24 protein-coding genes are annotated in these 22,064 nt (G+C 59.4%); 2 read left to right on the top strand and 22 right to left on the bottom strand.

Annotated elements, in window-relative coordinates; all coding sequences use genetic code 11:
* Positions 1-300: 300 nt before the first annotated feature.
* The 12 genes from AAE514_RS10155 to ccmA form a co-directional block, all read right to left on the bottom strand.
* Complete coding sequence (locus AAE514_RS10155; protein WP_347331418.1) at positions 301-534, bottom strand: hypothetical protein; 234 nt, start codon at positions 532-534, stop codon at positions 301-303.
* A 66-nt stretch (positions 535-600) separates the two neighbouring features.
* Positions 601-1,674, bottom strand: a complete 1,074-nt coding sequence (locus AAE514_RS10150; protein WP_347331417.1) for a hypothetical protein — start codon at positions 1,672-1,674, stop codon at positions 601-603.
* A complete protein-coding gene (locus AAE514_RS10145) occupies positions 1,674-2,915 on the bottom strand; it encodes a hypothetical protein (RefSeq protein ID WP_347331416.1) in 1,242 nt (413 codons plus the stop codon). The genes AAE514_RS10150 and AAE514_RS10145 overlap by 1 nt, the downstream gene beginning before the upstream one ends.
* Positions 2,916-3,032: 117 nt before the next feature.
* Positions 3,033-3,785, bottom strand: a complete 753-nt coding sequence (locus AAE514_RS10140) for a hypothetical protein (protein ID WP_347331415.1) — start codon at positions 3,783-3,785, stop codon at positions 3,033-3,035.
* 122 nt (positions 3,786-3,907) lie between these two features.
* A complete protein-coding gene (locus AAE514_RS10135; RefSeq protein WP_347331414.1) occupies positions 3,908-5,062 on the bottom strand; it encodes a hypothetical protein in 1,155 nt (384 codons plus the stop codon).
* A gap of 451 nt (positions 5,063-5,513) precedes the next feature.
* Entirely contained in the window at positions 5,514-6,047 is a 534-nt protein-coding gene (locus AAE514_RS10130) for a DsbE family thiol:disulfide interchange protein (RefSeq protein WP_347331413.1), read from the bottom strand.
* Positions 6,047-8,032, bottom strand: coding sequence for a heme lyase CcmF/NrfE family subunit (locus tag AAE514_RS10125; protein WP_347331422.1), 1,986 nt, complete (start codon positions 8,030-8,032; stop codon positions 6,047-6,049). Before AAE514_RS10125 ends, AAE514_RS10130 begins: the two co-directional genes overlap by 1 nt.
* A complete protein-coding gene (ccmE, locus tag AAE514_RS10120) occupies positions 8,022-8,489 on the bottom strand; it encodes a cytochrome c maturation protein CcmE (RefSeq protein ID WP_347331412.1) in 468 nt (155 codons plus the stop codon). Before ccmE ends, AAE514_RS10125 begins: the two co-directional genes overlap by 11 nt.
* A gap of 51 nt (positions 8,490-8,540) precedes the next feature.
* Entirely contained in the window at positions 8,541-8,756 is a 216-nt protein-coding gene (gene ccmD / locus AAE514_RS10115) for a heme exporter protein CcmD (RefSeq protein ID WP_347331411.1), read from the bottom strand.
* Positions 8,756-9,508: a heme ABC transporter permease gene (locus AAE514_RS10110; RefSeq protein WP_347331410.1), complete on the bottom strand. Its 753-nt coding sequence runs from the start codon at positions 9,506-9,508 to the stop codon at positions 8,756-8,758. The genes ccmD and AAE514_RS10110 overlap by 1 nt, the downstream gene beginning before the upstream one ends.
* A gap of 25 nt (positions 9,509-9,533) precedes the next feature.
* Entirely contained in the window at positions 9,534-10,238 is a 705-nt protein-coding gene (gene ccmB, locus AAE514_RS10105; RefSeq protein WP_347331409.1) for a heme exporter protein CcmB, read from the bottom strand.
* On the bottom strand, positions 10,228-10,893 hold the full coding sequence (gene ccmA / locus AAE514_RS10100) for a cytochrome c biogenesis heme-transporting ATPase CcmA (RefSeq protein WP_347331408.1): 666 nt from the start codon (positions 10,891-10,893) through the stop codon (positions 10,228-10,230). The genes ccmB and ccmA overlap by 11 nt, the downstream gene beginning before the upstream one ends.
* A 197-nt stretch (positions 10,894-11,090) precedes the next feature.
* On the opposite strand from ccmA, the gene fliK reads away from it, so the two are divergent.
* A complete protein-coding gene (gene fliK / locus AAE514_RS10095; RefSeq protein WP_347331407.1) occupies positions 11,091-12,536 on the top strand; it encodes a flagellar hook-length control protein FliK in 1,446 nt (481 codons plus the stop codon).
* Positions 12,533-12,856, top strand: a complete 324-nt coding sequence (locus tag AAE514_RS10090) for an EscU/YscU/HrcU family type III secretion system export apparatus switch protein (protein WP_347331406.1) — start codon at positions 12,533-12,535, stop codon at positions 12,854-12,856. The genes fliK and AAE514_RS10090 overlap by 4 nt, the downstream gene beginning before the upstream one ends.
* Here AAE514_RS10090 and AAE514_RS10085 read toward each other — a convergent pair.
* Genes AAE514_RS10085 through AAE514_RS10040 form a run of 10 tightly spaced genes read right to left on the bottom strand, consistent with a single transcriptional unit; the run spans position 12,841 to position 21,993 of the window.
* On the bottom strand, positions 12,841-13,563 hold the full coding sequence (locus AAE514_RS10085; RefSeq protein WP_347331405.1) for a hypothetical protein: 723 nt from the start codon (positions 13,561-13,563) through the stop codon (positions 12,841-12,843). The two genes, AAE514_RS10090 and AAE514_RS10085, sit on opposite strands and share 16 nt — an antisense overlap.
* Positions 13,539-14,072 carry a DUF2878 domain-containing protein gene (locus AAE514_RS10080; RefSeq protein WP_347331404.1) on the bottom strand — a complete coding sequence of 178 codons (534 nt, stop codon included), beginning with the start codon at positions 14,070-14,072 and terminating at the stop codon, positions 13,539-13,541. Before AAE514_RS10080 ends, AAE514_RS10085 begins: the two co-directional genes overlap by 25 nt.
* A complete protein-coding gene (locus AAE514_RS10075; protein ID WP_347331403.1) occupies positions 14,069-15,343 on the bottom strand; it encodes a class I SAM-dependent methyltransferase in 1,275 nt (424 codons plus the stop codon). The genes AAE514_RS10080 and AAE514_RS10075 overlap by 4 nt, the downstream gene beginning before the upstream one ends.
* Before the next feature lie 2 nt (positions 15,344-15,345).
* Positions 15,346-16,134, bottom strand: coding sequence for a DUF1365 domain-containing protein (locus AAE514_RS10070; protein ID WP_347331402.1), 789 nt, complete (start codon positions 16,132-16,134; stop codon positions 15,346-15,348).
* Entirely contained in the window at positions 16,134-17,411 is a 1,278-nt protein-coding gene (locus tag AAE514_RS10065) for an NAD(P)/FAD-dependent oxidoreductase (protein WP_347331401.1), read from the bottom strand. The genes AAE514_RS10070 and AAE514_RS10065 overlap by 1 nt, the downstream gene beginning before the upstream one ends.
* The gene (locus AAE514_RS10060) at positions 17,408-18,178 is read right to left on the bottom strand and encodes an SDR family NAD(P)-dependent oxidoreductase (RefSeq protein WP_347331400.1); all 771 of its coding nucleotides are present in this window, start codon (positions 18,176-18,178) and stop codon (positions 17,408-17,410) included. Before AAE514_RS10060 ends, AAE514_RS10065 begins: the two co-directional genes overlap by 4 nt.
* Positions 18,179-18,204: 26 nt before the next feature.
* Positions 18,205-19,644: a deoxyribodipyrimidine photo-lyase gene (phrB, locus tag AAE514_RS10055; protein ID WP_347331399.1), complete on the bottom strand. Its 1,440-nt coding sequence runs from the start codon at positions 19,642-19,644 to the stop codon at positions 18,205-18,207.
* Positions 19,645-19,647: 3 nt separating this feature from the next.
* Positions 19,648-20,085 (bottom strand): nuclear transport factor 2 family protein, encoded by a 438-nt coding sequence (locus AAE514_RS10050; RefSeq protein WP_347331398.1) that lies wholly within the window; start codon positions 20,083-20,085, stop codon positions 19,648-19,650.
* Positions 20,085-21,023, bottom strand: a complete 939-nt coding sequence (locus tag AAE514_RS10045; RefSeq protein ID WP_347331397.1) for a MerR family transcriptional regulator — start codon at positions 21,021-21,023, stop codon at positions 20,085-20,087. The genes AAE514_RS10050 and AAE514_RS10045 overlap by 1 nt, the downstream gene beginning before the upstream one ends.
* 4 nt (positions 21,024-21,027) lie before the next feature.
* Positions 21,028-21,993, bottom strand: coding sequence for a YbgA family protein (locus tag AAE514_RS10040; protein WP_347331396.1), 966 nt, complete (start codon positions 21,991-21,993; stop codon positions 21,028-21,030).
* Positions 21,994-22,064: the final 71 nt, after the last annotated feature.

Below are 22,064 nucleotides of genomic sequence, written 5' to 3'. Positions count from 1 at the left end.
CCATGCCGCTCCTTGTATTCCATGTCAGTTTGAAAAACGTCATTATGCCACGGGTATCACGGCTAAACTGTGAACCCGTCGTTTTCAAGGGGTATAGGCCCCTTGGGCGTGCAATCGTAATCTCTGGCCCGCCAATCAAGTGGTAGATATTTAATAAAATTCAGCATCGTTCATATTGGTATCTGCGGGCCCGGCGGCAAGCCGAGCCACTGAAGGGTGATGAACCTCACTGAAACTCCGCCGTTCGGTTGCTGGCCATAGCGGGTCCGGGAAGCGCCAGCAGGTTTCCCGTAGAGGCATTTACTTATCACCATTTTTCAAAGCCCGATTGAGCGCAATAACTATGGGGTAAGCCGACACACTGGCGACCAGCAACAACCCGAACAGGCAGAGCAAATTCTTAGCCCAGCCGGTCAGAGTAACATTGAATGCGGAATCCACACTCAGTCCAATGCTCAATTCATCGACGAACAGGCCGTAAATCGACCCAAAGAAAGTGAATAGATAAAGAAAAGCCAATAGGTAAAATTTCATTTCAGTCTTTACCGGCCCTCGGAGGTTGCGGAGTCATTTCCGGCTTCATTTAAACAGACCAACTTCTCAGCACCCCCGAACAATCAGGTGCTCGGTATCCCCCAGAAAGTGCTTCTCTTCGACTCCTAGCTGATCCAAGGTTGATTGCCACTGTCGCGCGACTTTCGACTGGTGATCCAGATCATCGCGTACCTCCGGCCAAGCGGTATCGAGTACCTGCTCGGGGCTGACGGACACCATGCTACCGCCGGGCTCAGTGATATTGAACCAGGGCGTGGGCTTGAAGAGTGGAGCCCAGTCCTCCATGTCCCACAACCCTTGCAGCGTGAGGGCGGCGCTCCGAGGCTTCTCGGGCGGCCACTGGAAAGAACGTTCGTTCCCTGCGAGGCCGCCATTACGTTTCGCTCGTTCGGCGTGGGAAGACAAGTTGACCGCCGGACGGGTAACCAGGGTAGACGCCACAGCATCGCCCAGATTACGCAGGGTACCGGGGCTTACGGCGTCGATCTGCTGATACCGACAGGGCATTCCCAAGCGGGTGGAGACCCGTATGGCAAGGGCGCAATCATTGGCGATGGGGGTCAGCCAATGCATATCAATGTCGGTTTTTACCGGGTGGGTCCAGTCGACCTGGCGCGGGTCCCTGTGCGCCACCGGGTCGACCGCCGGAGAGCAATCGACGCTGAGATTGGCGGTAAGGTGGAAGAAGCGCAACCAGGGCCGGTCACCCAGGGTGGTGAAGCCCAGGCCCGCGCCGCGCCAGCTGTGGCAAGCTCTAACGTCGACGACTTGGTGTAGAAAATCGTGATATTCGGCCATCTGCAGCAAGCGTTCCGGGTCCTCCGCCAAGGTCCGGAAGGATGGGTAGCGCATTAGCGTTACCTCCAGATCGACGAGGAGGCCGGTACGCCCGAAAAGGGCGCGGAAGTCCCACGACAGGCTCCTCACCCGGTGTAGAGGGCCATCTAAATCGTCTGCCTTAAGTTCAACCTGAGTCGGCAGTAACCTGTGCCTGGGCTCTAAGCGCTCGTCGGTGCTGTAGCTAAATTCCAAAGGCTCGACGTTGCCGTGCACCAGGCGCACCGTCTGTTCCCGGTTCGGGCGAAAGGCTGCCAGGCGTCGCTGTAATCGCTTGTCCATCACGGCGTCTCCTTAGGTATCGCCGCCAGGTTGTGGGTTAGAAAATCGACAATATAGGCCTTCTGGTGAGCGGTCACAGCAGCCTCATAATGTTCGTACTGATTTTTCATCCACTGGAAATAAAAGTCGGAGAAGTGCTCGAAGGCCACCCAGTCCAGCGGTTGCTTGCAGTGCCGACGGAACAACCGTCTAAGGTCGCCTTCGTCCAGTTTCTCGAGTTCAGCTGGCTGGTGATCCGTTAGAGCCGGCTGGAAATTTTGCCACTGCTCCGAGCCAGTCACGACGTCGCCGTCCTCCAGTGTCCAACGGCGGGCTTGCTCACGAGCGAACCGGGTCAGGATAGCCGGATCCAGGCCGCTACTCCCCCCGCAGCAGGTAAAGGCTAGCCCCAGCACCGCATCGGCCCCGACGGGAATATAACTGACCCGATAGGACCAGTATCCGTATTTACGCAGCTCATAGTCGACCACGGGCGTACCCTCATTGAACCAGAGTGTGGGCTCGGCCACTTCGGGCAGGCGCGAGCCGTACTCAAGAGAGGAGCGAAAGAAATCCTCCATGGCGATTCGGTCCAGCATCCGCTCGAATGCCTCGGGGCTGGCTGCCGGCAACCGGCCAAGCAGCGTATGACGGGTGACATGGAGCAGAACCTCGGCCTCGTCATTAGCTCGATGGCCCCGAAAAAACCAACGGGTGTAATAGAGCGTTTCTTTGCGCAGGGCGACATCCTTGCCGGTCTCTTCATCTACGCAGAGGAATCGATGAAGATCCATACACCGGTCGGTATCAACCAGGTAGTCATTGACTTCGGCCATCCGCATTGTCAGGTGGGCACCCGGTCCAGCCGCTAATGTTATTTCTTCGAATCGGTTCTCGGGCGGGCCAAGCACCTCCCCCGACCTGCGCTTGAAGAACGCCAGCGGCCGACGATAGTGGTACCAACCAAGCAGCAGGCGCGCACCCAGCTTGTTAATAAACGGCCAGATCGGTACGAGACAAAGCCAGTAAACATGCGAGGGCCGATGGACCGTCAAACTGGCCAGTAACATGAGAATCCCCTGCGGTGAATAGCTGCAGAAAAGGAGCAGACGTTTACCTGAGCGCTCCAGCACCAGCGCCTGAAGTATTCCTACCCCAACACCGAAAAGGAGCAAGAACGATAACGACAGATAGATCCACGTGGTCCAAGAATGCTCCAATGACGCCTGCCAGGGCGACAGCAGGGTGGCGAGAAGCTCCATTTGTATATCTCCTTGCATCGGGCCGCCGGGCCCGGTTGTACAGTTTTTGGGTTGCTAACACGAATAAGACTTTAGGCTTTTGAGCCGAGCCATAAAAACTCAGGAAAGTAATTCCCTTTAGACGGGTTTGGTTAGCCGTTCCGGCTCACTCTCCACCACGCTTTTCTGGTTGTCCAAATCAATGGGCCACTTTAACGGAGCGAAGTGTTCCGTTAATGACATATCTGGGCATTCCGCCGCCACTCGGTTCCATTCGGCCTGGGCTTCGGGTCCCAGGTCCAGTTGAATGGTATTGATAATGGCTTCCTGAAGCTCCGTAATGGGCGTGGTATCAAAAAGGGGGCCTGACCTATCGTCGCTGTATATACTGTGGAAGAAAGTAATATGTACAAAATGTTTTTGCGTAATAGGGAAAAGCACCAAATGTTCCGGGTCAAAAGGCTTCGCATAGCGCATGGTTCTGTACACTACGCACCGACCCGAGAACACTGGCAAATGGTTTTCCGCCTTCCAGTCGACTGGGCCTTGGTGTTTTGGAAAGCCGGGCTCGTCAAGCTGCTGATCTCCATAGGTAGTATTGAGATAATCCACCAACGCACTTTCAAATACTCTCGGATGAAAAAACGAGGTATTCGGGTACTCATGTTCCTCATGCCGCGCCACAACCGCCACCGCCATTGATAGCTCGCCTTTGTCGCCGGTCATCCAAGGCCCCCAAAAGGCCCAGTTGCGCTTAAAAATCACTTTTAAGCGCCAGTGGCCCTCCTTTACGTGCAACCCTTGCGAGAGTGCATCCGTATAAGGGCTGCGGGAAACTGGGCTAACAACGCGCTGGCTGGGCTTGTGACGCGGCGCGCGAAAGCTAAGCACACTGCCTCCAATAAGGCATTGTACCCGCCGATTGTTGGGTAACGCCGGCCCCCTGGGAGTACAGTAGTTACGCCTGCGCCGCCAATCAAGTGGCAAATATTTAATCATATCCAGCATGGCTCTTACCTCTTCTTGCCCAGGCGCTTCAATTTTTCGACATGGGGTTCCGCGGTATGCTCGGCGTAGGCGTTTATAGCTACTCCTCCCGATACAGCACTGGCGGACACGGTCAACACCTTAGTGATTGCCGCCACCATGGGAAAGGCCCCGCCAGCTGCCACCCCTGCCGCCGCAACCACACTAATCATCGCCGCGCTCTTACCCACACCAACCCACACTGCCCTGTTATGCGCACTGGTGTCATATCTATCCGTCTCGCTTCTCAGCCTCTCGGGGGCCACGCGCCGTTGGCTTATGGCACCCACCAAATCAAGGCCTGTGTGAGCCACCTTCTCTACAAGCTCAAATTTGAGCTGATGGGCAAGACGTATGCCATCGCCGGGCGAGGTTCTGGGACGGTAGAAGTAGGCTTCGTGTCCGTCTAGGGTAATGCCACGAGCGGCCAAAACCTGCATAGCCTGGGTGAAAATGGCGGAGCCGCCGTACACGGAAACCCAACGAACCCCCGTGGTATTTCTTGCGGCCAGCATGGTGTCCGCCAAATGCACGGAGGAACCGTGAGCCGACTCGATTTTAAGCGCGTCGTAGCGGATTAAGCTGCCCAACCGCTTTCCGCCGGGAGTAAAGTGCAGGTCAAAGCCTTCGTTCTCCACCTGCAGCTGGCTGCCAGAGCCCAGGGCACGAAGAACATTCCGTGCCGCAATGTTAGCGGCTTTTTGGGGGTCGTCCAACTCTGCGTCCGAGATAGCGACGGCTCGATAGTTTTTTTGCTCAATACAGCCAGATTTTTTATACTCCCCCCGCCACTCCTTGCCACGCCCAGCCTTCTTCACTTCGTACAACCCCTGCTGCTTCTGCTCCGTCGCATCGGCATAATTCTCATCCAGCTGCATATCCACCACAAAATAACTCCCATCCGGGCGCTGGGCGATGGTGGCTTTCAGGCCGGGCAGGAAGGCATAGAACAGCGTAATGCTGTGTTTTATATGGGGGTTGTTCTGGGTGTGGGCCTGAAGCACGTTTCGGCGCAGGTGGGGGCTTTCTTCGATATAGACGTTTTTCTTGCCGAGGTGACCTGAAGTGAGGGCAAACAGCTCTTTGATGGCAATGAGGGCCCAATGGCTGCCTCGTTTTTCGGCCTCCTTCAGTTTTTTCACATCCTTGGCGAGGCCGGGGCAGCGTAAATCCGTCTGCCGGCATACTCGCCGGCAATGATTAAGGGGCTGGAGGATTGGGGTCCGGGCATGGCGGTATTCATAGTATCAGTCCTTTCTTAGAGCGTCCGGTCAAGCCAACCGATAATAAGGTTCCTTTGGCTTGACGCTTTTCTGCTCAGGTTAACGTGATGGGTGGGGCTATAAACCCTGCGGTGAGATGCTACAAGCGCCAGAATTGAAGCACAACTCTCTCCATAGATTGCTGTGAACTGCGTCACAACACTGATCTGGAGGTCCTGGAGCGAAGGCTATCGGGTTCTTTTGGATTTATAGAGTATGTACGCGGGACCCGAGCGCTGTTCGCGAACAAACATGTCAGGTGGCGGGCTCACGCCCTTACCTTACCTACGCGGGTACGCAGGTTGGGTTGCGAGCAGAGCGCAGACCAAGATTATTCAGCTCGCAGCCGCTCCACCAGGGGGCCGATTTCTTTGTCCCATGCCTGTTGATCCACTACCCCCACGTGCCGGTGGCGGATGATGCCCTGCTTGTCCACCACGTAGGTTTCCGGCGCGCCGAACACGCCCAGGTCCAGGCCCAGGCGCCCTTCTTTATCCACGATGCTGAATTCATAGGGGTCGTGCAGCTGTTCCAGCCAGCGCTTGGCTTCCTCCACGTCGTCCTTGTAGTTGACGCCGTAAATGGGAATGTTCTCGCTTTCGGCCAGCTTCACCAGGAAGGGGTGCTCAATGCGGCAAGCCTGGCACCAGGTGGCCCACACATTCAGTAGACTGACCTTCCCCTTGAAGACCTCCGGGGTAATGGCCGCGTTCGGGTCGTCCACGGTGGGCAACTCAAAAGCCGGAACGGCGTCGCCGAGCCGGCTTGAGGGCATTTCGGTCGGGTCCAGACTCAACCCGCGCCAAAACAGCACAGCCAATAATACGAATATAATTAGCGGGACAAACAGTTTTAACCGTTGCATCAGAATCTGCCCTCACCGGTCAGACTAGGCTCCGCGGCTTCCACTTCCCGCCGGGCCAGCCTGCGGTAGCGTTTGTCCGCCACGGCCAGCCCGCCACCCAGGGCCATAAAGATTGCGCCCATCCAAATCCAGCGGACGAAGGGTTTCACGTGCACGCGAATGCCCCAGGCGTCTCCCTCCAAGGGTTCGCCCATGGCGATGTACAGGTCTCGGAACAGGCCCGGGTCCAGCGCCACTTCGGTCATCACCTTGCCGCCCGCCAGGTACCGGCGCTTCTGCGGTCTCATATGGCGCACGTACTCGCCGTTCTGACTCACCCGAAGGCTTGCCTCTTGGGCGATGTAGTTGGGACCACGAACCTCTTCAACGCCTTCCAGCACAAATTCGTAGTCATTGGCCCGTACGGTTTCGCCCGGGGCCATACGAACGTCCCGAAGGTCGCTGTAGGCGGTGTTCAGGCAAACACCGATGGTGGCCACCGCAATACCGGCATGGGCGAGCTGCATACCCCAGTAGCTCAGGCTCAGCCGACGCAAGCCGTCGCGCCAATGGCGGCTGTGACGCAGGCGATAGACCACATCGGAGACCCCGGCCGAAACGATCCAGACCGCAACGAACACCGCCAGCGCCACCTGCCAGTGGTACTCCTCCCCGTACAGCGCCGGGAACAAAGCCCCCGCCGCCACACTGATCACCAGCGGGCGTGTGAGAAGCTGGCGCAATTGCTGCCAGCTGGTGCGCTTCCAGCTAGAGGAAACCCCCGGCGCCATTAGCAGACAGACAAGACCCATCAGCGGCACGAAGAACACGTTAAAGAACGGCGGGCCCACGGACACCTTACCCCAGTTGAGCGCGTCGGCAATCAACGGGTAGAGCGTCCCGATCAAAACGCTGATCATAATGGTCAGCAGGAGAATATTATTCGCCAGCAGAAAGGTTTCCCGGGAGACCAGCGAAAAGCGCACGCTCTTGTGAACCACCGGCGCCCTCAAGGCATACAGGGTCAGGGAGCCACCCACCACGACCAGCAGGAACATCAGGATAAACACCCCCCGTTCCGGATCGCTGGCGAAGGCGTGAACCGAGGTAAGCACGCCGGAGCGGACCAAAAAAGTCCCCAACAGGCTCAACGCGAAGGTGAAAATGGCCAGCAGTAGCGTCCAGCTTTTGAACAGCCCGCGCTTTTCCGTGACGGCCAGCGAGTGGATCAGTGCCGTGCCCACCAGCCACGGCAAGAAGGAGGCGTTTTCCACCGGGTCCCAGAACCACCAGCCACCCCAGCCGAGCTCGTAATAGGCCCACCAGCTCCCCAGAGCGATGCCGATGGTCAAAAACGCCCAGGCGGTATTGGTCCAGGGCCGGGCCCAGCGGGTCCAGGCGCTGTCGAGCCGGCCACTCAACAAGGCCGCGATCGCAAAGGCGAAGCTAACCGCAAAGCCCACGTAGCCCATGTACAGCACCGGCGGGTGAACGATTAGGCCGAAATCCTGCAACAGCGGGTTCAGGTCCGCGCCCTCTGGAGGGGCCAGCGGCAACAGGCGGTCGAAGGGGTTGGACGTCAATATAATAAACAGCAAGAAACCAACGGCGACAAACCCCATCACCGCCAGCACCTGCGCACGCAGGCTGATGGGCAGACTCTTACTCAGATGAGCAATGGCCAGAGTCCAGCCAGAGAGCATCAGTATCCACAGCAACAGGGAGCCTTCGTGGCCGCCCCACACGGCGCTGATCTTGTAGTACATCGGCATCATGCTGTTGGAGTGGCCCGCCACATAAGCCACCGAGAAATCATCCTGCACAAAAGCAACCGCCAAGCAGGCGAAAGCGATTGCCACAAACACAAAGAAACCCGTCGCCAGCGACCGGCTGGTATGCATTAGCAGTTGGTTGCCGGTTTGGGCCCCCACCAGCGGCAGCACTGTGAGGGCCACACTGAAGGCGAGCGCCAGGATCAACGCATAATGACCGACCTCAGGAACCATATGCCATGCCTCCGCAGGTCTCGTCATGCTCGCCACCAGCCAGGCTCATGGCATCGGCCACTTCGGGGGGCATGTATTCCTCATCGTGTTTGGCCAACACCTCGGTGGCCACAAACACGCGCTCCTGGTTCAGGCTGCCGTTGACCACCGCCGCTTCACCTTCGGCAAACAGATCGGGGAGTATGCCCGAGTACACCACGGGAAAGTCCACTACCCCATCGGTCAGGGAAAAGCGGGTTTCCAACGAGGTTTTCGAGCGCTCCACGCTGCCGGGCCGGACGCAACCGCCGGCCCGGATTCGGGTATCGACCGGGGCCTCCCCGGAGACAATTTGGCTGGGAGCATAGAACAGGTTGATGTTCGCGCGCAGCGCGTAAGCCATCAGGCCCACGGCCAAACTGGAGAACACCACAATAAACAGGACCAATAGGAGACGCTGTCGACGGACGGGATGCATAGGCTACTTCACTTTAAGTCAACTCAGGCGGCCGAAGCCGCATGCAGTGTATCAAGTTTGTCTGGGTGGTGCCTGCCCTTGTGTGCGGGCCATTGAAGCCCGACGTTGCAATGCGGCTTGGCGCCTGAGCCAGCGACGCTGGCGCACTATCGGGCTGATCAATAAGTACGCCAGCACCGCCCAGGTAATCAGAAAACAGGCCCAGACATAGGGGCCGTGGCCCCCCATCTGAAAAAACTCGGCCCAGGAATCAAAGTAAAAACGCATTAGCGCTCCCCCTCTTTCGCCACCAACTCTCGGACCCAACCGGTGCGCGACTCACGCCGGAGGATTTCATTGCGTGTGTAGAGAAGCAGAACCACTACATAAAAGACGTAAAACGCCACAACCATAGTCAGAAGCGGGTACAGCATGGAGGAATGAATCGTCGGCGCCGAGGTCAGTTTCAGAGTGGCTGGCTGGTGCAGGGTGTACCACCAGTCCACGGACTTGTAGATAATCGGGATGTTCACCGTTCCCACCAGGGCCAGAATCGCGCTGGCCTTGTCGGCCGCCTCCCGGTTCTGGAAGGCACTCTGTAGGGCCATAATGCCCAAATAGAGAAAGAACAGAATCAGCATGGAGGTAATGCGTGCATCCCACGCCCACCAGGTGCCCCAGGTAGGCTTGCCCCAAATGGCGCCGGTCACCAGGGAGACAAAGGTCAACGCCGCCCCAATGGGCGCGGCGGACTTCATCACCATAAAGGCCAGCTTCATTCGCCAGATAAGCCCCACCGCCCCGGAAATGGCCATGATGTAATAGCCGGCCAACGCCAGGAAGGCGGCGGGCACATGGATGTAAATAATGCGATAGCTGTTGCCCTGTTTAAAATCTTCCGGGGAGAATGCCAGCCCCCAGACTGTTCCCAACACCAGTAGTACCAGTGCGATCACCGTCAACCACGGCAGCCAACCACCGGTTTTTTCGTAAAACCAGCGGGGCGAGCCCAACCGGTGAAACCATTGCCAGGACGCCATTCAGCCCATGCTCCTCTCGTCGTTATCAGTCACTGTCAACACACACCCGCAAGGCCGCGGAGGCGCCCATGGGCGCCAACGCCAGGGCCAGCGCCAGAAAAGCCCCCAAAATCGCCAGGGGTACACCCACCGTCACGCCCTGGGCCGCGTCATTCACGGCACTCGCCCCGAAAATCAGTATCGGCACGTAAAGCGGCATCACAATCAGGGACAACAACAGGCCACCGCGCTGTAGGGAGACCGTCAAGGCGGCCCCCACCGCGCCCACCAAACTCATGGTCGCGGTGCCAATCAGCAGTGACAGGCACAATGTACCATAGCCCCCCGGTAGCGATAACATCAGGCCCAGCACCGGCGAGAGCAGCGTTAGCGGCAAGCCGGTCACCAGCCAGTGAGCGACAATTTTGGCGAGCACGGTAAAATAGAGCAGCGACGGGCTAACCAGACACTGCTCCAACGCTCCGTCGTCATAATCCGAGCGGAACAGCCCGTCCAAGGACAGGAGCGTGGCCAGCAACGCCATTACCCAAAGCACTCCCGGGGCCAGAACGGCCAGCACTTTGCTCTCCGGCCCCACGCCCAAGGGAATGAGCGAAATCGCAATAAGGAAGAACACCAGCGGGTTGATCCAATCGCCGGGGTGGCGTGCCGAGAGCAGTAAATCCCGACGCAACGTGGCTCCGAAGGCGCCGGTCATGGCCCTTGAGAAGTTAGAGGCATCAGCCTTCATACGCGCCCTCCTCTTCCTCGGTGAACACCGGAGGAAACGCCGTCAGGTCCAGATGGCGCACGCCGGGTAGCGTCACCTCCTGATGGGAGGTCATCACCACCAACCCGCCGGCGGCCACGTGGGCCCCAAGGCGGGCCTCCAGGGCGGCCACACCGGCCTTGTCGATGGCGGTAAAGGGTTCGTCCAGCACCCACAAGGGGGCACTGGAAAGATACAGGCGGGCCAGTGCCACGCGACGAAGTTGCCCGGCCGAAAGCTGCTGGCAGGGAATGTCCTCGTAACCGGCCAGCCCCACTTCCGCCAGGGCGGTCAGTGAATCCTCCGCCAGGGTGCCGGCGCTCATAGCCCGGTACCAGGCAAGGTTTTCCAGCGGGCTCAGGGCCCCTTTAATTCCCGGCGAGTGGCCGATATAGAGAAGGGAGCGGCGAAACGCCCATAGGTCTTCCTGGACGGGGCGGCCGCGCCAGAGAATTCGACCGCGGGCGGTGGCGCCAATACCGGCGATCGCACGCAGCAGCGTGGTTTTACCCGAGCCGTTGGGGCCTTGCACCTGCCACTGCTCCCCGGCGTGCAGGCGCGCACCAAGCCCACTGAACAGCGGGCGTGCATCGCGTTCGCAGCTCAGGTGTTCGAGTGTGAGGAGAAGCTCCGCCAAGTTGCGCCGCCATTTGCCAAAATTAGGAGGCAGCCGGAAGTAGCTGCCAGGGTCACTATACTGATCGGGCGTTATTCGACAGAATGAACGCTCAAACGTCGCGGATTATAACGGGGTGGGCCACCTCTCACAACGAATGGTGCCACAATGAACCTAGCAGCCGTTAACCCCTGTAACCCGGAGGCAGGGCAAACACCATGGTGAATAAGATTCCCGAGGGCAGAACGCCCCTGACACTGCCCTCCGAAACCCCCGCCGGTCGTCGCCCGGAAGGGCCCTCGAGCCTGGCCCAGCAGGTGGGGCGAACCCGGCAAGCGGCCACCACTGCGGAGGTGCGAAGCGTGGCCCCGGCTAACAACGAGCAACGCCAGCAACTGCTCAACCGGCTACTGGATACCCTCCTGCAGTGGCAGGGCCGGCCCGACAGCGCCCAGAAAACCGAACAACTGGCTCGCCTTGCGGACGAGCGGGCGCTGCTCAACTCCCCTCTTCTGAAACTGGTTCGTTTGATGGTGCGCCAGGAATCAGTGGTCACCTACACCGACCAACCCCTCAAACCGGGGCAACGGGTGCCCATGTACCTGTCCGAAGGTCGACTCTGGCAACTCGATGCCAAACCCCAGGCGGAGAACCCGGCGGTTCGCCAACCGATGAGCGAGCCGACTCGTCAAGCGTTGCTTGAGACCCTGCGAAGAACCCTTCCCCTAAAAGACCAACCGGACCTGGCACCGCAACTGCCCAAAATTCAAAGCCTGACTTATACCCAGCAGCAACAGTTGCTTTCCCCCACCCTGCAGCAGGCACTGCGCCAGGCCGCTCAGCAGATTCGTCAGCCCCTTGAGCTTACCCAGCCCAAAGCGTTGCGACAGGCAATGGAAAACAGCGGTGTGCAACTGGAGCAAAAATTGCTGCGTGCGCTGCAAGCTCAAGAAGGGACCGGACGAGGTGCCCGCGCCGAGGCCCTAACCCGGGCCATGAACAATGACTGGAAAGGCGCACTGCTGAAAGTACTAAACTCGACCCGCACGGAGTTGGGCCGCCTGGGGGAAAGCCCCGAATTCCAGCGCCCCTCGGAGCTGAACCTGACTCAACTACTCCAGCAGCTCGCCCCGCGCCCCGCGCCGGAACTGGCGGACCGCTCTGTGCGTAGTCAATTACTGCAAATGGTGCATCAACTCACCCTGCACAGCTTGGCTCGAGTTCAGTTTCAGCAGAGCCAGGGGCTCGCCCAGCAGTTTGCGCCCGCCGATACCGGCCAACCGGCGCAGCCCTGGACCCTGGATATCCCCCTACGCTTTGGCCAGGACGTGCTGCCGCTAATGTTCAGGGTTGAACCCGAGGCAGGAAAGGATGAGGCCGAGCAGCGCTCGGGTAAAACCCGCCAGTGGCAGGTGCAACTGAGCTTCGAGCTACCGGAAGCGGGCCCCCTGTACGCGCAGATTACGGTGCGTGAGCAGCAGGTGGCCACCCGCCTTTGGGCGGAACAGCCGCGGACCGCCGAGACCATTCGGGCCGGCCTGAACGACCTTCAACAGCGGCTGGAAAAAGAGGGCATCGAGGTAACCAAGCTGGAGTGCCACAACGGCGCCCCACCCCAACCGACAACGGCCATTCATTACTCGTTAGTGGACATCACCACATGAAAGCCAGCGACTTCACTCAGGATGAACTGGAAAAAGCCGTGGCGCTTTTTTACGACGGCAGCAATGCCCCGCACGTCAGCGCCAAGGGGCAGGGAGATGTGGCCCGTGAAATCATGGCCATTGCCGAGGCGGAGGGGGTGCCGCTGTGCGACAACCGGGCGCTGGTGGAACTCCTGGTGACCCTGGAGCTCGGCGATGAAATTCCCGAAAGCCTCTATATCGCCGTCGCGCATATTATTGCGTTTGCCTACGAACTTCAGGGCAAAAAACCGGAAGGTTTCGGCCCCACCCGCGGCGGCGACAATCAGTCCGACGGGTAGTGATAGCGAATCTCCACATCCCGCCCTTCTCCGCTGTCATCGGGGATATTGGAGCGACCGCGAAACACCATCAGGCGTCTGTCGCTTTTCCCGTACGCCAAATAAAGATCGTCGGCAAACAGTGAGAGAAGCGTACTGTCCACCCGGATTCGAAAATACACCCACTCGCGCTCTTTGTGGTGCAGCGGTGAATCCTCGGCACCCATTCGTTCCGCCCGCAACTTGACGTTGGTCAAGCGATTCGGGAAGGCGAAATGAAACGTTACCTTCTCCCCGTCGAGCAGCGCTTTCCAGGACTGCTGAATAAACGGGTCAAACCCCGCGTCAATGACCTGTCGCGCTTTCGCTTTTACCGTTTCCGACTCGGGGTTTTCGGTGTCGCCGCGCTTCAGAGTGATCTGCTTATCCGAGGACCACTGCGCCCCCCAGATCCGATCCAGGCGCTGATCTTCCAACCGGTAGGAGGGATGGATATCACCCCGGGTATAATCCAGGGCCTTCAGGGCAATACGCTTCCCTTCGGCGTCAACGTAATGTACTTCGGCCTGCCCTGCATCGGTCCGGGGTGTATAGCGCTCTTCATAAACGGGGCTTTGCCAGCTCCCGAGGGCATAGGCTTTGCCGATCACCCGGTAGTCTGCAGCCGTCACCGGCAGGGCCAGTAACAGGCTTGCCAGTGCACCTAAACCGACGGTTCTGCTGAACATACCCGTTCTCCTTGAAGCACCAGCCACCGGTGCAATGGCAACAGCCAGCACCAAATGGCCATCATGATCAGAAAGCCCTGCACCGCTGGCACGCCCCACTCGGCGCCTGACAGTCGAACCCCGCCCAGGTAGGCCATGGGGCCGCCGAAGGCACCGAGGGCGGCGATCAGCCAGGGCCGCTGGTAGAGCACTTTAAGCGGGTGGTGCAGCGTCAGCGCCATAATCACCCACAGGCAGGTCAGCCACGCCGGAGCCAGGCCGGATTGTGAAACCGCACCAAAATCCAGAACGCCGAAGTAACCGAGCAGGTTATCGTGAACGACGCCCATCGGCAGCGCCACACAAATCGACAGCCAATCTCGAGGGTGGACCGGCGCGAAGCGAAAGTGCAGCACCACGAACAGAAACGTGAAAATAATGCCCGGGACATTCCCCGCAAGCACACAGACAAACCAGCCCACTTGAGAGGCGGCGGCATTAAGCAGCCAGTAAGGTGGGCGCCGCCTCATCGCTCCCCCACTGCCGGACGGTACATGGGGCGGGCCATCAGCAGCTGCGCCGTTCCAATGCTGCGCTCCAGAAACCCCCCTTCGCAATAGCACAGGTAGTAACGCCACATACGGATGAAACGCTCGTCAAAGTTCATGGCCCGAACCTTGTTCAGCTGGCCCTCAAAGGCCGACCGCCAATCGCGCAACGTACGCGCATAGTGCTGACCGATATCTTCCAGGTGCAACAGGTTCATGTCGGTGGCCCTATGCATCAGGTCCGTCATCAGTGACACGGAGGGAAGCGAACCGCCGGGGAAAATGTACCGCTGAATAAAGTCCACATGCTTGCGCGATGTCTCGTAGCGCTGGTCACTGATGGTAATGGCCTGCAGCAACATCAGGCCGTCGTCGGTCAGCAGGCGGGAGCAGCGCTCGAAGTATTCCCGGAAGTGTTCGTGACCCACCGCTTCGATCATTTCCACCGATACCAGCTTATTGTACTGGCCGGTCAAGTCGCGATAGTCATCGAACAGAACCGTGACCCGATTCTCGAGCCCGGCGGCGCGAACGGCCTGGGTGGCGTGCTCCCACTGGGCGCGGGAGATAGTCGTGGTGGTCACCCGGCAGCCGTAATGCCGCGCGGCATACATCGAGAGCCCGCCCCAGCCTGTACCAATTTCGAGCAGGTGGTCCCTCGGCGTCAGCTCAAGCTTTTCACAAATGCGCTTGAGCTTGTGCTGCGCCGCCTCCTCCAACGTCGACTCGGCGCTCGGATAGATCGCCGAGGAATACATCATGCTCGGGTCCAGAAACAGCCGAAAGAAATCGTTGCCCAGGTCGTAGTGCGCCGCGATATTGCGCCGGGCGCCCTCTTTGGTATTGCGATTCATCAGGCGAAACGCTTTCAAAAAGCTTTTGCCGAGAACGGACTGACGGGCGTTCATTGCGTCCAGCGCCGGCAGGTTACTGACGAACAGGCGCGTCACCCGAGTCAGGTCGGGCGTGGACCAATAACCGCTCATATACGCTTCCCCGGCGCCGACGCTGCCACCAAACGCCACTTCAGCGTAGGCCATGGGATTGTGCACGTGCAGATCCGCCACCAGATCGGCTTTCTCGGCCGGCTGCCCGAACTCGTAGAGCTCATCCCCGTCATGTAATCGCAGGCAGCCCTGCTCCAGCCGGAACAGGGTCTTTAGAATCAGGCGTTTAGCGAGCGCATGATTCCAGCGTAAACGCGCGGTTCGGTGCCCTTTCAATCGGGCAATGCTGGGGTTGGAATGCGTCACAACTACCTCCGGGGTGCTAAGGTGATACGAGTCGTCGATGCGGCCGAGGCCGGCGCCGTCTGATGGCCTAAAAACGGCACACGCTTCAACCATAGCTGTAGCGCCTGCCAATAAATGGCCACGGGCACCTTTGCGGTCAGCCAGGGCTGCCGCCAGAGAATGCGGTTTAGGTTTGCCGGCGTCCAAGGCTGGCGCTCGAGGCTCAATGTGGCATCCATATGGCACTCGCTCTCCCGGTAGTTTTCCATATGTACCAGAAGCCGGTCGGCCGGGGCCGTACTGACCCACCGATAATCCATATCGATGGGGTTGAACGGTGATACCTGAAAACCCTTACGAAACATCAGCCGGGTCTTTCCCGTTTTCGGATGACAGGGGATCACATAACAGTGCCGCTCGTTCCAGGGCGTATTATTGACTTGGGCAAGAATTACGCTGGGCCGGTCGTGCTCGGGTTCAAAACAATAGTAAAAACTCACCGGGTTAAAGCAAACGCCCCACATGCGCAAGGTGGTCAGCAAACGGACTGGCCCCATGGGGCAGCTACCCATCTGCCGAGTCACTTCACGGCGCACCGCGGTCTTGAGGTCCCCTTGCTCGGGGTGCAGATAATCCTCACGCCGGAAGCGGCCGAGGTTGCGGCCCTTGCCGGACCAGAAACGGGCCCCTTCGAACAGCGACGGCAGCTCGTCCAGGTCCATGTAAAACATCGTGGAGCGGTAGCGGAATTCGTGCTCGCGCGGCACAAACCGGCGATGGCGAATCCACCCTTGGTAAAGGGCGCTTTCCATCAGAACGTCTCCCCGACGCACTGCGCCACCCGCAACCCGGACACCACTCCGTCTTCGTGAAAGCCGTTGCGCCAGTAGGCGCCACAGTAATGGGTGTGGTTCACCCCGCTGATATCGCCCCAGCGTTCCTGCGCGTCGATGCTCTGGCGGTTGAACACCGGATGACTGTAGCGATACCGGCCCAGAATACGGCGTTCATCCAACCAGTCGGTGGCATTAACACTCACGCAAATGGTTTCCGGGCACTCAAGCCGCTGCAAGAGGTTCATGTTGTAGGTAAGCACCGCTTCGCTCTGCCGGGACGGATCCAAGCGATAGTTCCAACTGGCCCAGGCCCTGCGCGCTTTGGGCAGGATGCTGGCATCGGTGTGCATCACTACCTCGTTGTCTTGGTAAGGCATTGCCGACAGAACCTCCTGTTCCCGCCCGCTGGGGTCGGCCAAGAGTTTAAGGGCCTGGTCGCTGTGGCAGGCGAAAATCACCTCGTCAAAGTCTTGCGCGCCGAAGCGCTCGGTGATGACGGTTGCGCCGGTACCGGTCCGACGAACCTGAGTGACCGGGCAGTCGGTGTAAACCTGCTCGGCGAACTCCCGCGTGATCGGCTTGAGGTAACTGTGCGAGCCGCCCTTAACGGTATACCACTGCGGTTGATTGGTGACGGTCAGTAGACCGTGGTTGTGGAAGAAGCGGATAAAAAACAGCAGTGGCATCTGCGCCGCGCCGGTCAACCCTGAAGACCATATCGCAGAGACCATGGGCAGAATATAGTGCTGCTGAAAGAAGTCACTGTAGCCCTGAGCCGCCAAGTACTCGCCCAGGGTCTGGTTCGAATCAATCCGGTTCTGTTCGTACGCGCGGGTACAGTCGCGATTGAACCGAACGATGTCTTTCAACATTTTCCAGTGGAAGGGCCGAAACCAATTGCGCCTTTGGGCAAACAACCCACTCAAGCCACAGCCGCTGTATTCGTGAGCGTGGTCCGGTTGGGTCACACTGAACCCCATGTCGGTAGCCTGGCTCGCAACGCCCAGGTGCGACAGCAGGCGGATAAAGTTAGGATAAGTCCGATCGTTAAACACGATAAAACCCGTATCCACCTCGTAAGTGGAGCCAGCCACCTCCACACTCTTGGTGGCCGTGTGGCCACCCACTTGCGGCCCGGCTTCAAAGAGCGTTATTTCGTGTCGTTTTGCCAGGACATAGGCGGCGGTCAAGCCGCTGATACCCGACCCAATGACCGCGATTCTTTTGGTCTCGGACCCGTCTAGTGCGTTCAATCTTTCACCATTTTTTTCAGTAAACCGGTTTTCCAGCCCAGCGGCAGCCAGTTGATCAACCGCATGGTCCACACCAATTGCCAGGGGAACTGGACAATCAATCGCCTTTTCTTCATGCCCTTGGCAATCGCTTTTGCGGCGTCTTCCGCCTCCACCAGAAACGGCATTTCAAAATCGTTTCGGTCGGTCAACGGCGTTTTCACAAACCCGGGCCGAACCAGCGTTACATCAATGCCCTCGGGTGCCAGGTCCACCCGCAACGAGTGCATAAAATACTCCATGGCCGCCTTTGAAGCGCCATAGGCTTCGCTTCGGGTCAGCGGAAGCACGGAGGCCATGCTGCCCACGCCCACTACTTGCGCCCGATTGGGGGAGGCGCGCAACAACGGCAACGCCAGCTCCACGGTGTTCGCCGAACCGATCACGTTAATGTTCATCACCGTCGCAAAGGGCCGGGCATCGAACCTCTTGATATCAATGTACTCACAGGTACCGGCGTTGATCACCACCGAGTCCAGATAGCCGTTAATCTCTTTTAGGGCCGTAGCGGCCTGCTCCACCGACTCGCGCCGGGTCAAATCCACCGCCAAGGGGTAGCACCGCTGCGGAAACGCCTCGGCCAGGGCCGCCAGCTTGTCACTCGAGCGGGCCGATACAATGACCCGGTGGCCCTCCTGCAGAAGCCGCCGCGCCAGAGCGGCACCAATACCGCTGGAGGCGCCGGTCACCCAAATCCATCGCTGATCACTGACCGCACTTTCGCTCACTGTTTCTCTCCCGCTCCCGTCGCTCACTACTCATCTCCAGTTTCGGATTTGCGATGCCCATGTAACGCCTTGAACAGCGCAATGGTGTCTTGCCGGCTGGCTTTCAGGTCCACCATCGGCTTGGGGTACCCCGATACCGGCGGCGGATCGTGAATGGCCTTGTCAGACAGCGCCTTCAGCTCTGGAACATACTTACGAATAAAACGGCCGTTGGGATCAAAACGTTCGGATTGAGTCACCGGATTGAAAATCCGAAAGTACGGGGCCGCATCGGTCCCGGTCGAAGCACTCCACTGCCAGCCGCCGTTGTTGGCCGAGAAATCGCCGTCAATCAGCTGAGACATGAACCAGGACTCCCCCATGCGCCAGTCGATTCGGAGGTTCTTGGTCAAAAACATGGCCGTCACCATCCGCAGACGGTTGTGCATCCAGCCGGTTTGCGCGAGTTGGCGCATGGCGGCATCCACGATGGGGATACCGGTTTCACCGCGCCGCCAGCGATTGAAGTCCGCCTGGTCCCAACGCCAGGGAAAGCCTTCGGTGTAGGTTTGCAGGGGTTTGCGCTGACAGACCTGGGGAAAGTCCACCACCACATGCTGGTAAAAATCCCGCCAGACCAGCTCTCCGATCCAGGTAGCCACCCCCTCGCGGCCGCCGTCCCAGCGGCCGTCATTGGCCCGCAAGGCGGCAGTGAGGCACTGTCGCGGCGAGACCGAACCCACCGCCAGGTACGGCGACAACTCGGAGGTGGCCGGCTCCGCCGGGAAGTCCCGAAGGGCTTTGTAGTCACCAATCGCCTCATCACAGAACTCACTCAACCGGGCCAGGGCTTGCTCTTCTCCGGCCGGCCACAGGTGGGCGAGATCTCTCAGGGCGAGCCGTTGAAATAGCTGCTCCAGGCTCAAACCTCTGGTAGTCAGAGAGTTCAACGTCTCCGGTTGCCGGGGTGGCAGGCCGTGGGGCGCCATGGCAAGCCCGCTAGCCAGTTGCAGCCAGCGTTTCTTGAAAGCGGTAAAAACGCGATAGGGTTCGCCCTGGCCATTGCGAACTTCTCCAGGGGGCAAAATCACCCGGTCGTGGAATCGCTTGAAGTGCAATCCGTCGGCCAGAGCCGCATCTGCCACCTGGCGGTCGCGATTGAGTTCATCAAGCGGGTATTCGGCGTTAAAGTACAGCCGGTCGCAGTTCTCATGGCGGGCCAGCGCCAGTAATCGGGTCGGAATTTCGCCCGCCTCGCGCACCCGCAACAGCACCAGGGGGATGCCCCGCTGCGCCAAATCTTTTTGAAGAATCGACAGGTGCCGTCGAATAAAGTCCAGCCGCGCGGGAGCGGTCTCGTGGCGCTCGATGAAGCGCTCGCACAGCACGTAAACGGCGACCACGCCCTGGCGCTCCTCCGCGGCGTGGTAGAGGGCGGGGTTGTCTCTTAAGCGCAGATCATTGCGCAGCCAAACCAGTGCTCGCATGGGTTAGCCCAACCTCGCTTTCAGCTTGCGAATCACAAACCCGAGCATCGGAACATGTTCGTAGAGCATGGCCCCCGCGTCGAAGTAATCCCGGTGATAAGTGACTCGGTCGGTGAACCTCAAATGGCTGCTGCCGACCAGACGCAGGGGTGCGCCCCCTCTGAGTTTCCGGTGGCGGTAGTGCATGGTCCAGAACAACACCGCCTGGCCGCCCTGCCCTGCGGCGGACTCGGTCAAGGCATCGGCGAACTCGAATCGGCACTCGTCCAGGCCTTCAACCAGACCGGCGAAATAGCGGCGCAAAGCCGCCAGGCCCTCCACGTGATGCAGGGGATCTTCAAACACAACCTCATCGCTGTAGATTTGATCCAGCGCCTCCACAAGGGCTGGGTCAAAACGCTCATACAGCGTCTGTACCCGGTTTAACAGGGGGTGGTCCATTAGGGGGTAACTCCCGATTCGGTCAACTCAGGACTTCCGGTCTCGCGCCCGAGGCGCTTCGCCAACTCCATCAGAATCTCACCGTGGGTTTGCCCAACGCAGTGCGGCTCAAGCGCCGGGTCGCTCAAGGCAACCTGACGCCCGGCGAGCCAAACCGGCAATTGCAGTTGATGGCTCAGCTCACGTTGCTGGCGCGCCAAGTCAGCCACCGGAGCGCCGTCGGAGAACAGTAGAAGCGCGTCCGAGCCGAGCTGTTCCACCGCGTAAACACACTCTGATTGAGGTATGGGCCCGAAGAAGTCCACTCGAACGCTGTTTACGCCCAGGCAGTACGCTAGGATCACCGGCGTCACCGAATCGGGGGCCCGGCCTGTGTCCAACAACAGCAAACGCGGCGCTTTGCGCTCCACCGTCTGCCGGTACCGCGCCGAGGCGAAAAAACCGGCCAGGCTACTTTCAAGAAACGCCAGGCGCGTAGCCGCTCCGAACAGAGGGCGACGATGCTGGGCGGTACGGTACTCGCTCAGCAGCGGCTCCAAACACTGATCCACTAACACCGCCGGGGGGTACAGCGACGTCAGCTCCGCCAGTTTGTGTTCAAGCTGCGCTCTGTTTAGCGCGTTCACGGCTTGGAGAATCTCCCGGCGGTGCGACTCCCAGGGGCCGAACTCCGCCTCGGGAGCGGCCGGATCGCCGGAAGCGTCGTCAAGCAGCGCTTTAACCTGCCCGACGGCAACGCCCCGGGCGAGCCACTGCTGAATCAGCTCGATTCGCTCAATGTCTTCGGGGCGATACAGCCGGTGCCCCTTTTCCGTACGCAAGGGTTTGATCAAACCGTAGCGCCGCTCCCAGGCTCTGAGAGTCACGCTATTGACGCCGGTTTGTTCTGAAACGGTCCGGATCGGGACCGCCTCTGGGGGGATGCTTTGCTCTGTCATGGCCTCAGCCCATATCCACGTTGCGTAAACCCAGTTTGTCGGGATGGGGAGACCAGAAGGTCTGTTGCTGCAGGTATGGGTTATCCACCTTGCGCAGGTAGTGCTTGAGCAGCGTCAGCGGTACCACCAACGGCACCTCCCCACATCGATAGGAGTCGATCACCTCGGACAGTTCGCTCTGCTCGTCCTGGTCGAGCAGCCCGCGCAGGTAGCCACGCAGGTGCATCATGGCGTTGGTGTTGCCCTTGCGCGTGGCCTTGTGGCGCAGGGCATCCATAAACGTTTCCAGAAACTCCCGGCACAGCTCGTGAATATCCCGGCTCCCGGCCTGCGCCACCAGGGGCCCGAGAGCCTTGTAACCGGGGACGTGGTGCGCCATAACCTGGTATTTATACCGGGAGTAGAAGTCCACCAGTTTGCCCGGTGTGGGGTCGGCTTCGACGGAGTCTTTCCAGTCTTTGTAGGCGAATACGCGGGCGATGAAGTTGTCCCGCAGCCCGGCATCGGTCAGCCGACCGGCTTCTTCGACGGGCAACAGCGGGTGGAGCTCCATCAACCGGCCGGCAAAGGCGCCCACGCCATCGCTGTCCAGGGGGAAGCCTTTCTCGGTGTAGCGCTTCATACGAAAACCGGCGCAGCTGGGGGAGTTTTGCATAAGTACGTAGCCACAGATGTCGGGCATCCGCTGCAGGGCGCTGTCGGCTTCGGCGGCCAGTGCTTCGGTGACGTCGAGGCTGTCGTCTTCCACGCCTCGGACTCGAGTGCCTTTGTCGGTGGCGACGAGTCGGATGGGTTTGCGAGGAATACCGAGGCCGATGAGCACTTCGGGGCAGACCGGCCGATAGTCGAAGTAGCGGCTCATGATGTCGGTGAGGAAGCGGTTCCGTTTGTGGCCGCCGTCAAACCGGACGGGTTCGCCGAGGAGGCATTCGCTGATACCGACGGGGATTTTTTCATCTGTGGTGGCCATGAGGACCTCTTGTACAACTGTGTAAGTGTTGTATAAGTTATAGGCCATTATTCTGTACAGCGCAAGGGGAT

Source organism: Marinimicrobium locisalis, assembly GCF_039822625.1.
Lineage (GTDB): Bacteria > Pseudomonadota > Gammaproteobacteria > Pseudomonadales > Cellvibrionaceae > Marinimicrobium > Marinimicrobium locisalis.
The sequence above is the reverse complement of the archived record's forward strand: the minus strand, read 5'-3'. Positions and strand labels throughout refer to the sequence as shown.

What these genes read in the sequence shown, in the direction of transcription:
- AAE514_RS10155 (WP_347331418.1), bottom strand. Translation starts at nt 534, where the DNA reads ATGAAATTTTACCTATTGGCTTTTCTTTATCTATTCACTTTCTTTGGG.
- AAE514_RS10150 (WP_347331417.1), bottom strand. Translation starts at nt 1,674, where the DNA reads ATGGACAAGCGATTACAGCGACGCCTGGCAGCCTTTCGCCCGAACCGG.
- AAE514_RS10145 (WP_347331416.1), bottom strand. Translation starts at nt 2,915, where the DNA reads ATGGAGCTTCTCGCCACCCTGCTGTCGCCCTGGCAGGCGTCATTGGAG.
- AAE514_RS10130 (WP_347331413.1), bottom strand. Translation starts at nt 6,047, where the DNA reads ATGCAACGGTTAAAACTGTTTGTCCCGCTAATTATATTCGTATTATTG.
- AAE514_RS10125 (WP_347331422.1), bottom strand. Translation starts at nt 8,032, where the DNA reads ATGGTTCCTGAGGTCGGTCATTATGCGTTGATCCTGGCGCTCGCCTTC.
- ccmE (WP_347331412.1), bottom strand. Translation starts at nt 8,489, where the DNA reads ATGCATCCCGTCCGTCGACAGCGTCTCCTATTGGTCCTGTTTATTGTG.
- ccmD (WP_347331411.1), bottom strand. Translation starts at nt 8,756, where the DNA reads ATGCGTTTTTACTTTGATTCCTGGGCCGAGTTTTTTCAGATGGGGGGC.
- AAE514_RS10110 (WP_347331410.1), bottom strand. Translation starts at nt 9,508, where the DNA reads ATGGCGTCCTGGCAATGGTTTCACCGGTTGGGCTCGCCCCGCTGGTTT.
- ccmB (WP_347331409.1), bottom strand. Translation starts at nt 10,238, where the DNA reads ATGAAGGCTGATGCCTCTAACTTCTCAAGGGCCATGACCGGCGCCTTC.
- fliK (WP_347331407.1), top strand. Translation starts at nt 11,091, where the DNA reads ATGGTGAATAAGATTCCCGAGGGCAGAACGCCCCTGACACTGCCCTCC.
- AAE514_RS10090 (WP_347331406.1), top strand. Translation starts at nt 12,533, where the DNA reads ATGAAAGCCAGCGACTTCACTCAGGATGAACTGGAAAAAGCCGTGGCG.
- AAE514_RS10085 (WP_347331405.1), bottom strand. Translation starts at nt 13,563, where the DNA reads ATGTTCAGCAGAACCGTCGGTTTAGGTGCACTGGCAAGCCTGTTACTG.
- AAE514_RS10080 (WP_347331404.1), bottom strand. Translation starts at nt 14,072, where the DNA reads ATGAGGCGGCGCCCACCTTACTGGCTGCTTAATGCCGCCGCCTCTCAA.
- AAE514_RS10070 (WP_347331402.1), bottom strand. Translation starts at nt 16,134, where the DNA reads ATGGAAAGCGCCCTTTACCAAGGGTGGATTCGCCATCGCCGGTTTGTG.
- phrB (WP_347331399.1), bottom strand. Translation starts at nt 19,644, where the DNA reads ATGCGAGCACTGGTTTGGCTGCGCAATGATCTGCGCTTAAGAGACAAC.
- AAE514_RS10050 (WP_347331398.1), bottom strand. Translation starts at nt 20,085, where the DNA reads ATGGACCACCCCCTGTTAAACCGGGTACAGACGCTGTATGAGCGTTTT.
- AAE514_RS10045 (WP_347331397.1), bottom strand. Translation starts at nt 21,023, where the DNA reads ATGACAGAGCAAAGCATCCCCCCAGAGGCGGTCCCGATCCGGACCGTT.
- AAE514_RS10040 (WP_347331396.1), bottom strand. Translation starts at nt 21,993, where the DNA reads ATGGCCACCACAGATGAAAAAATCCCCGTCGGTATCAGCGAATGCCTC.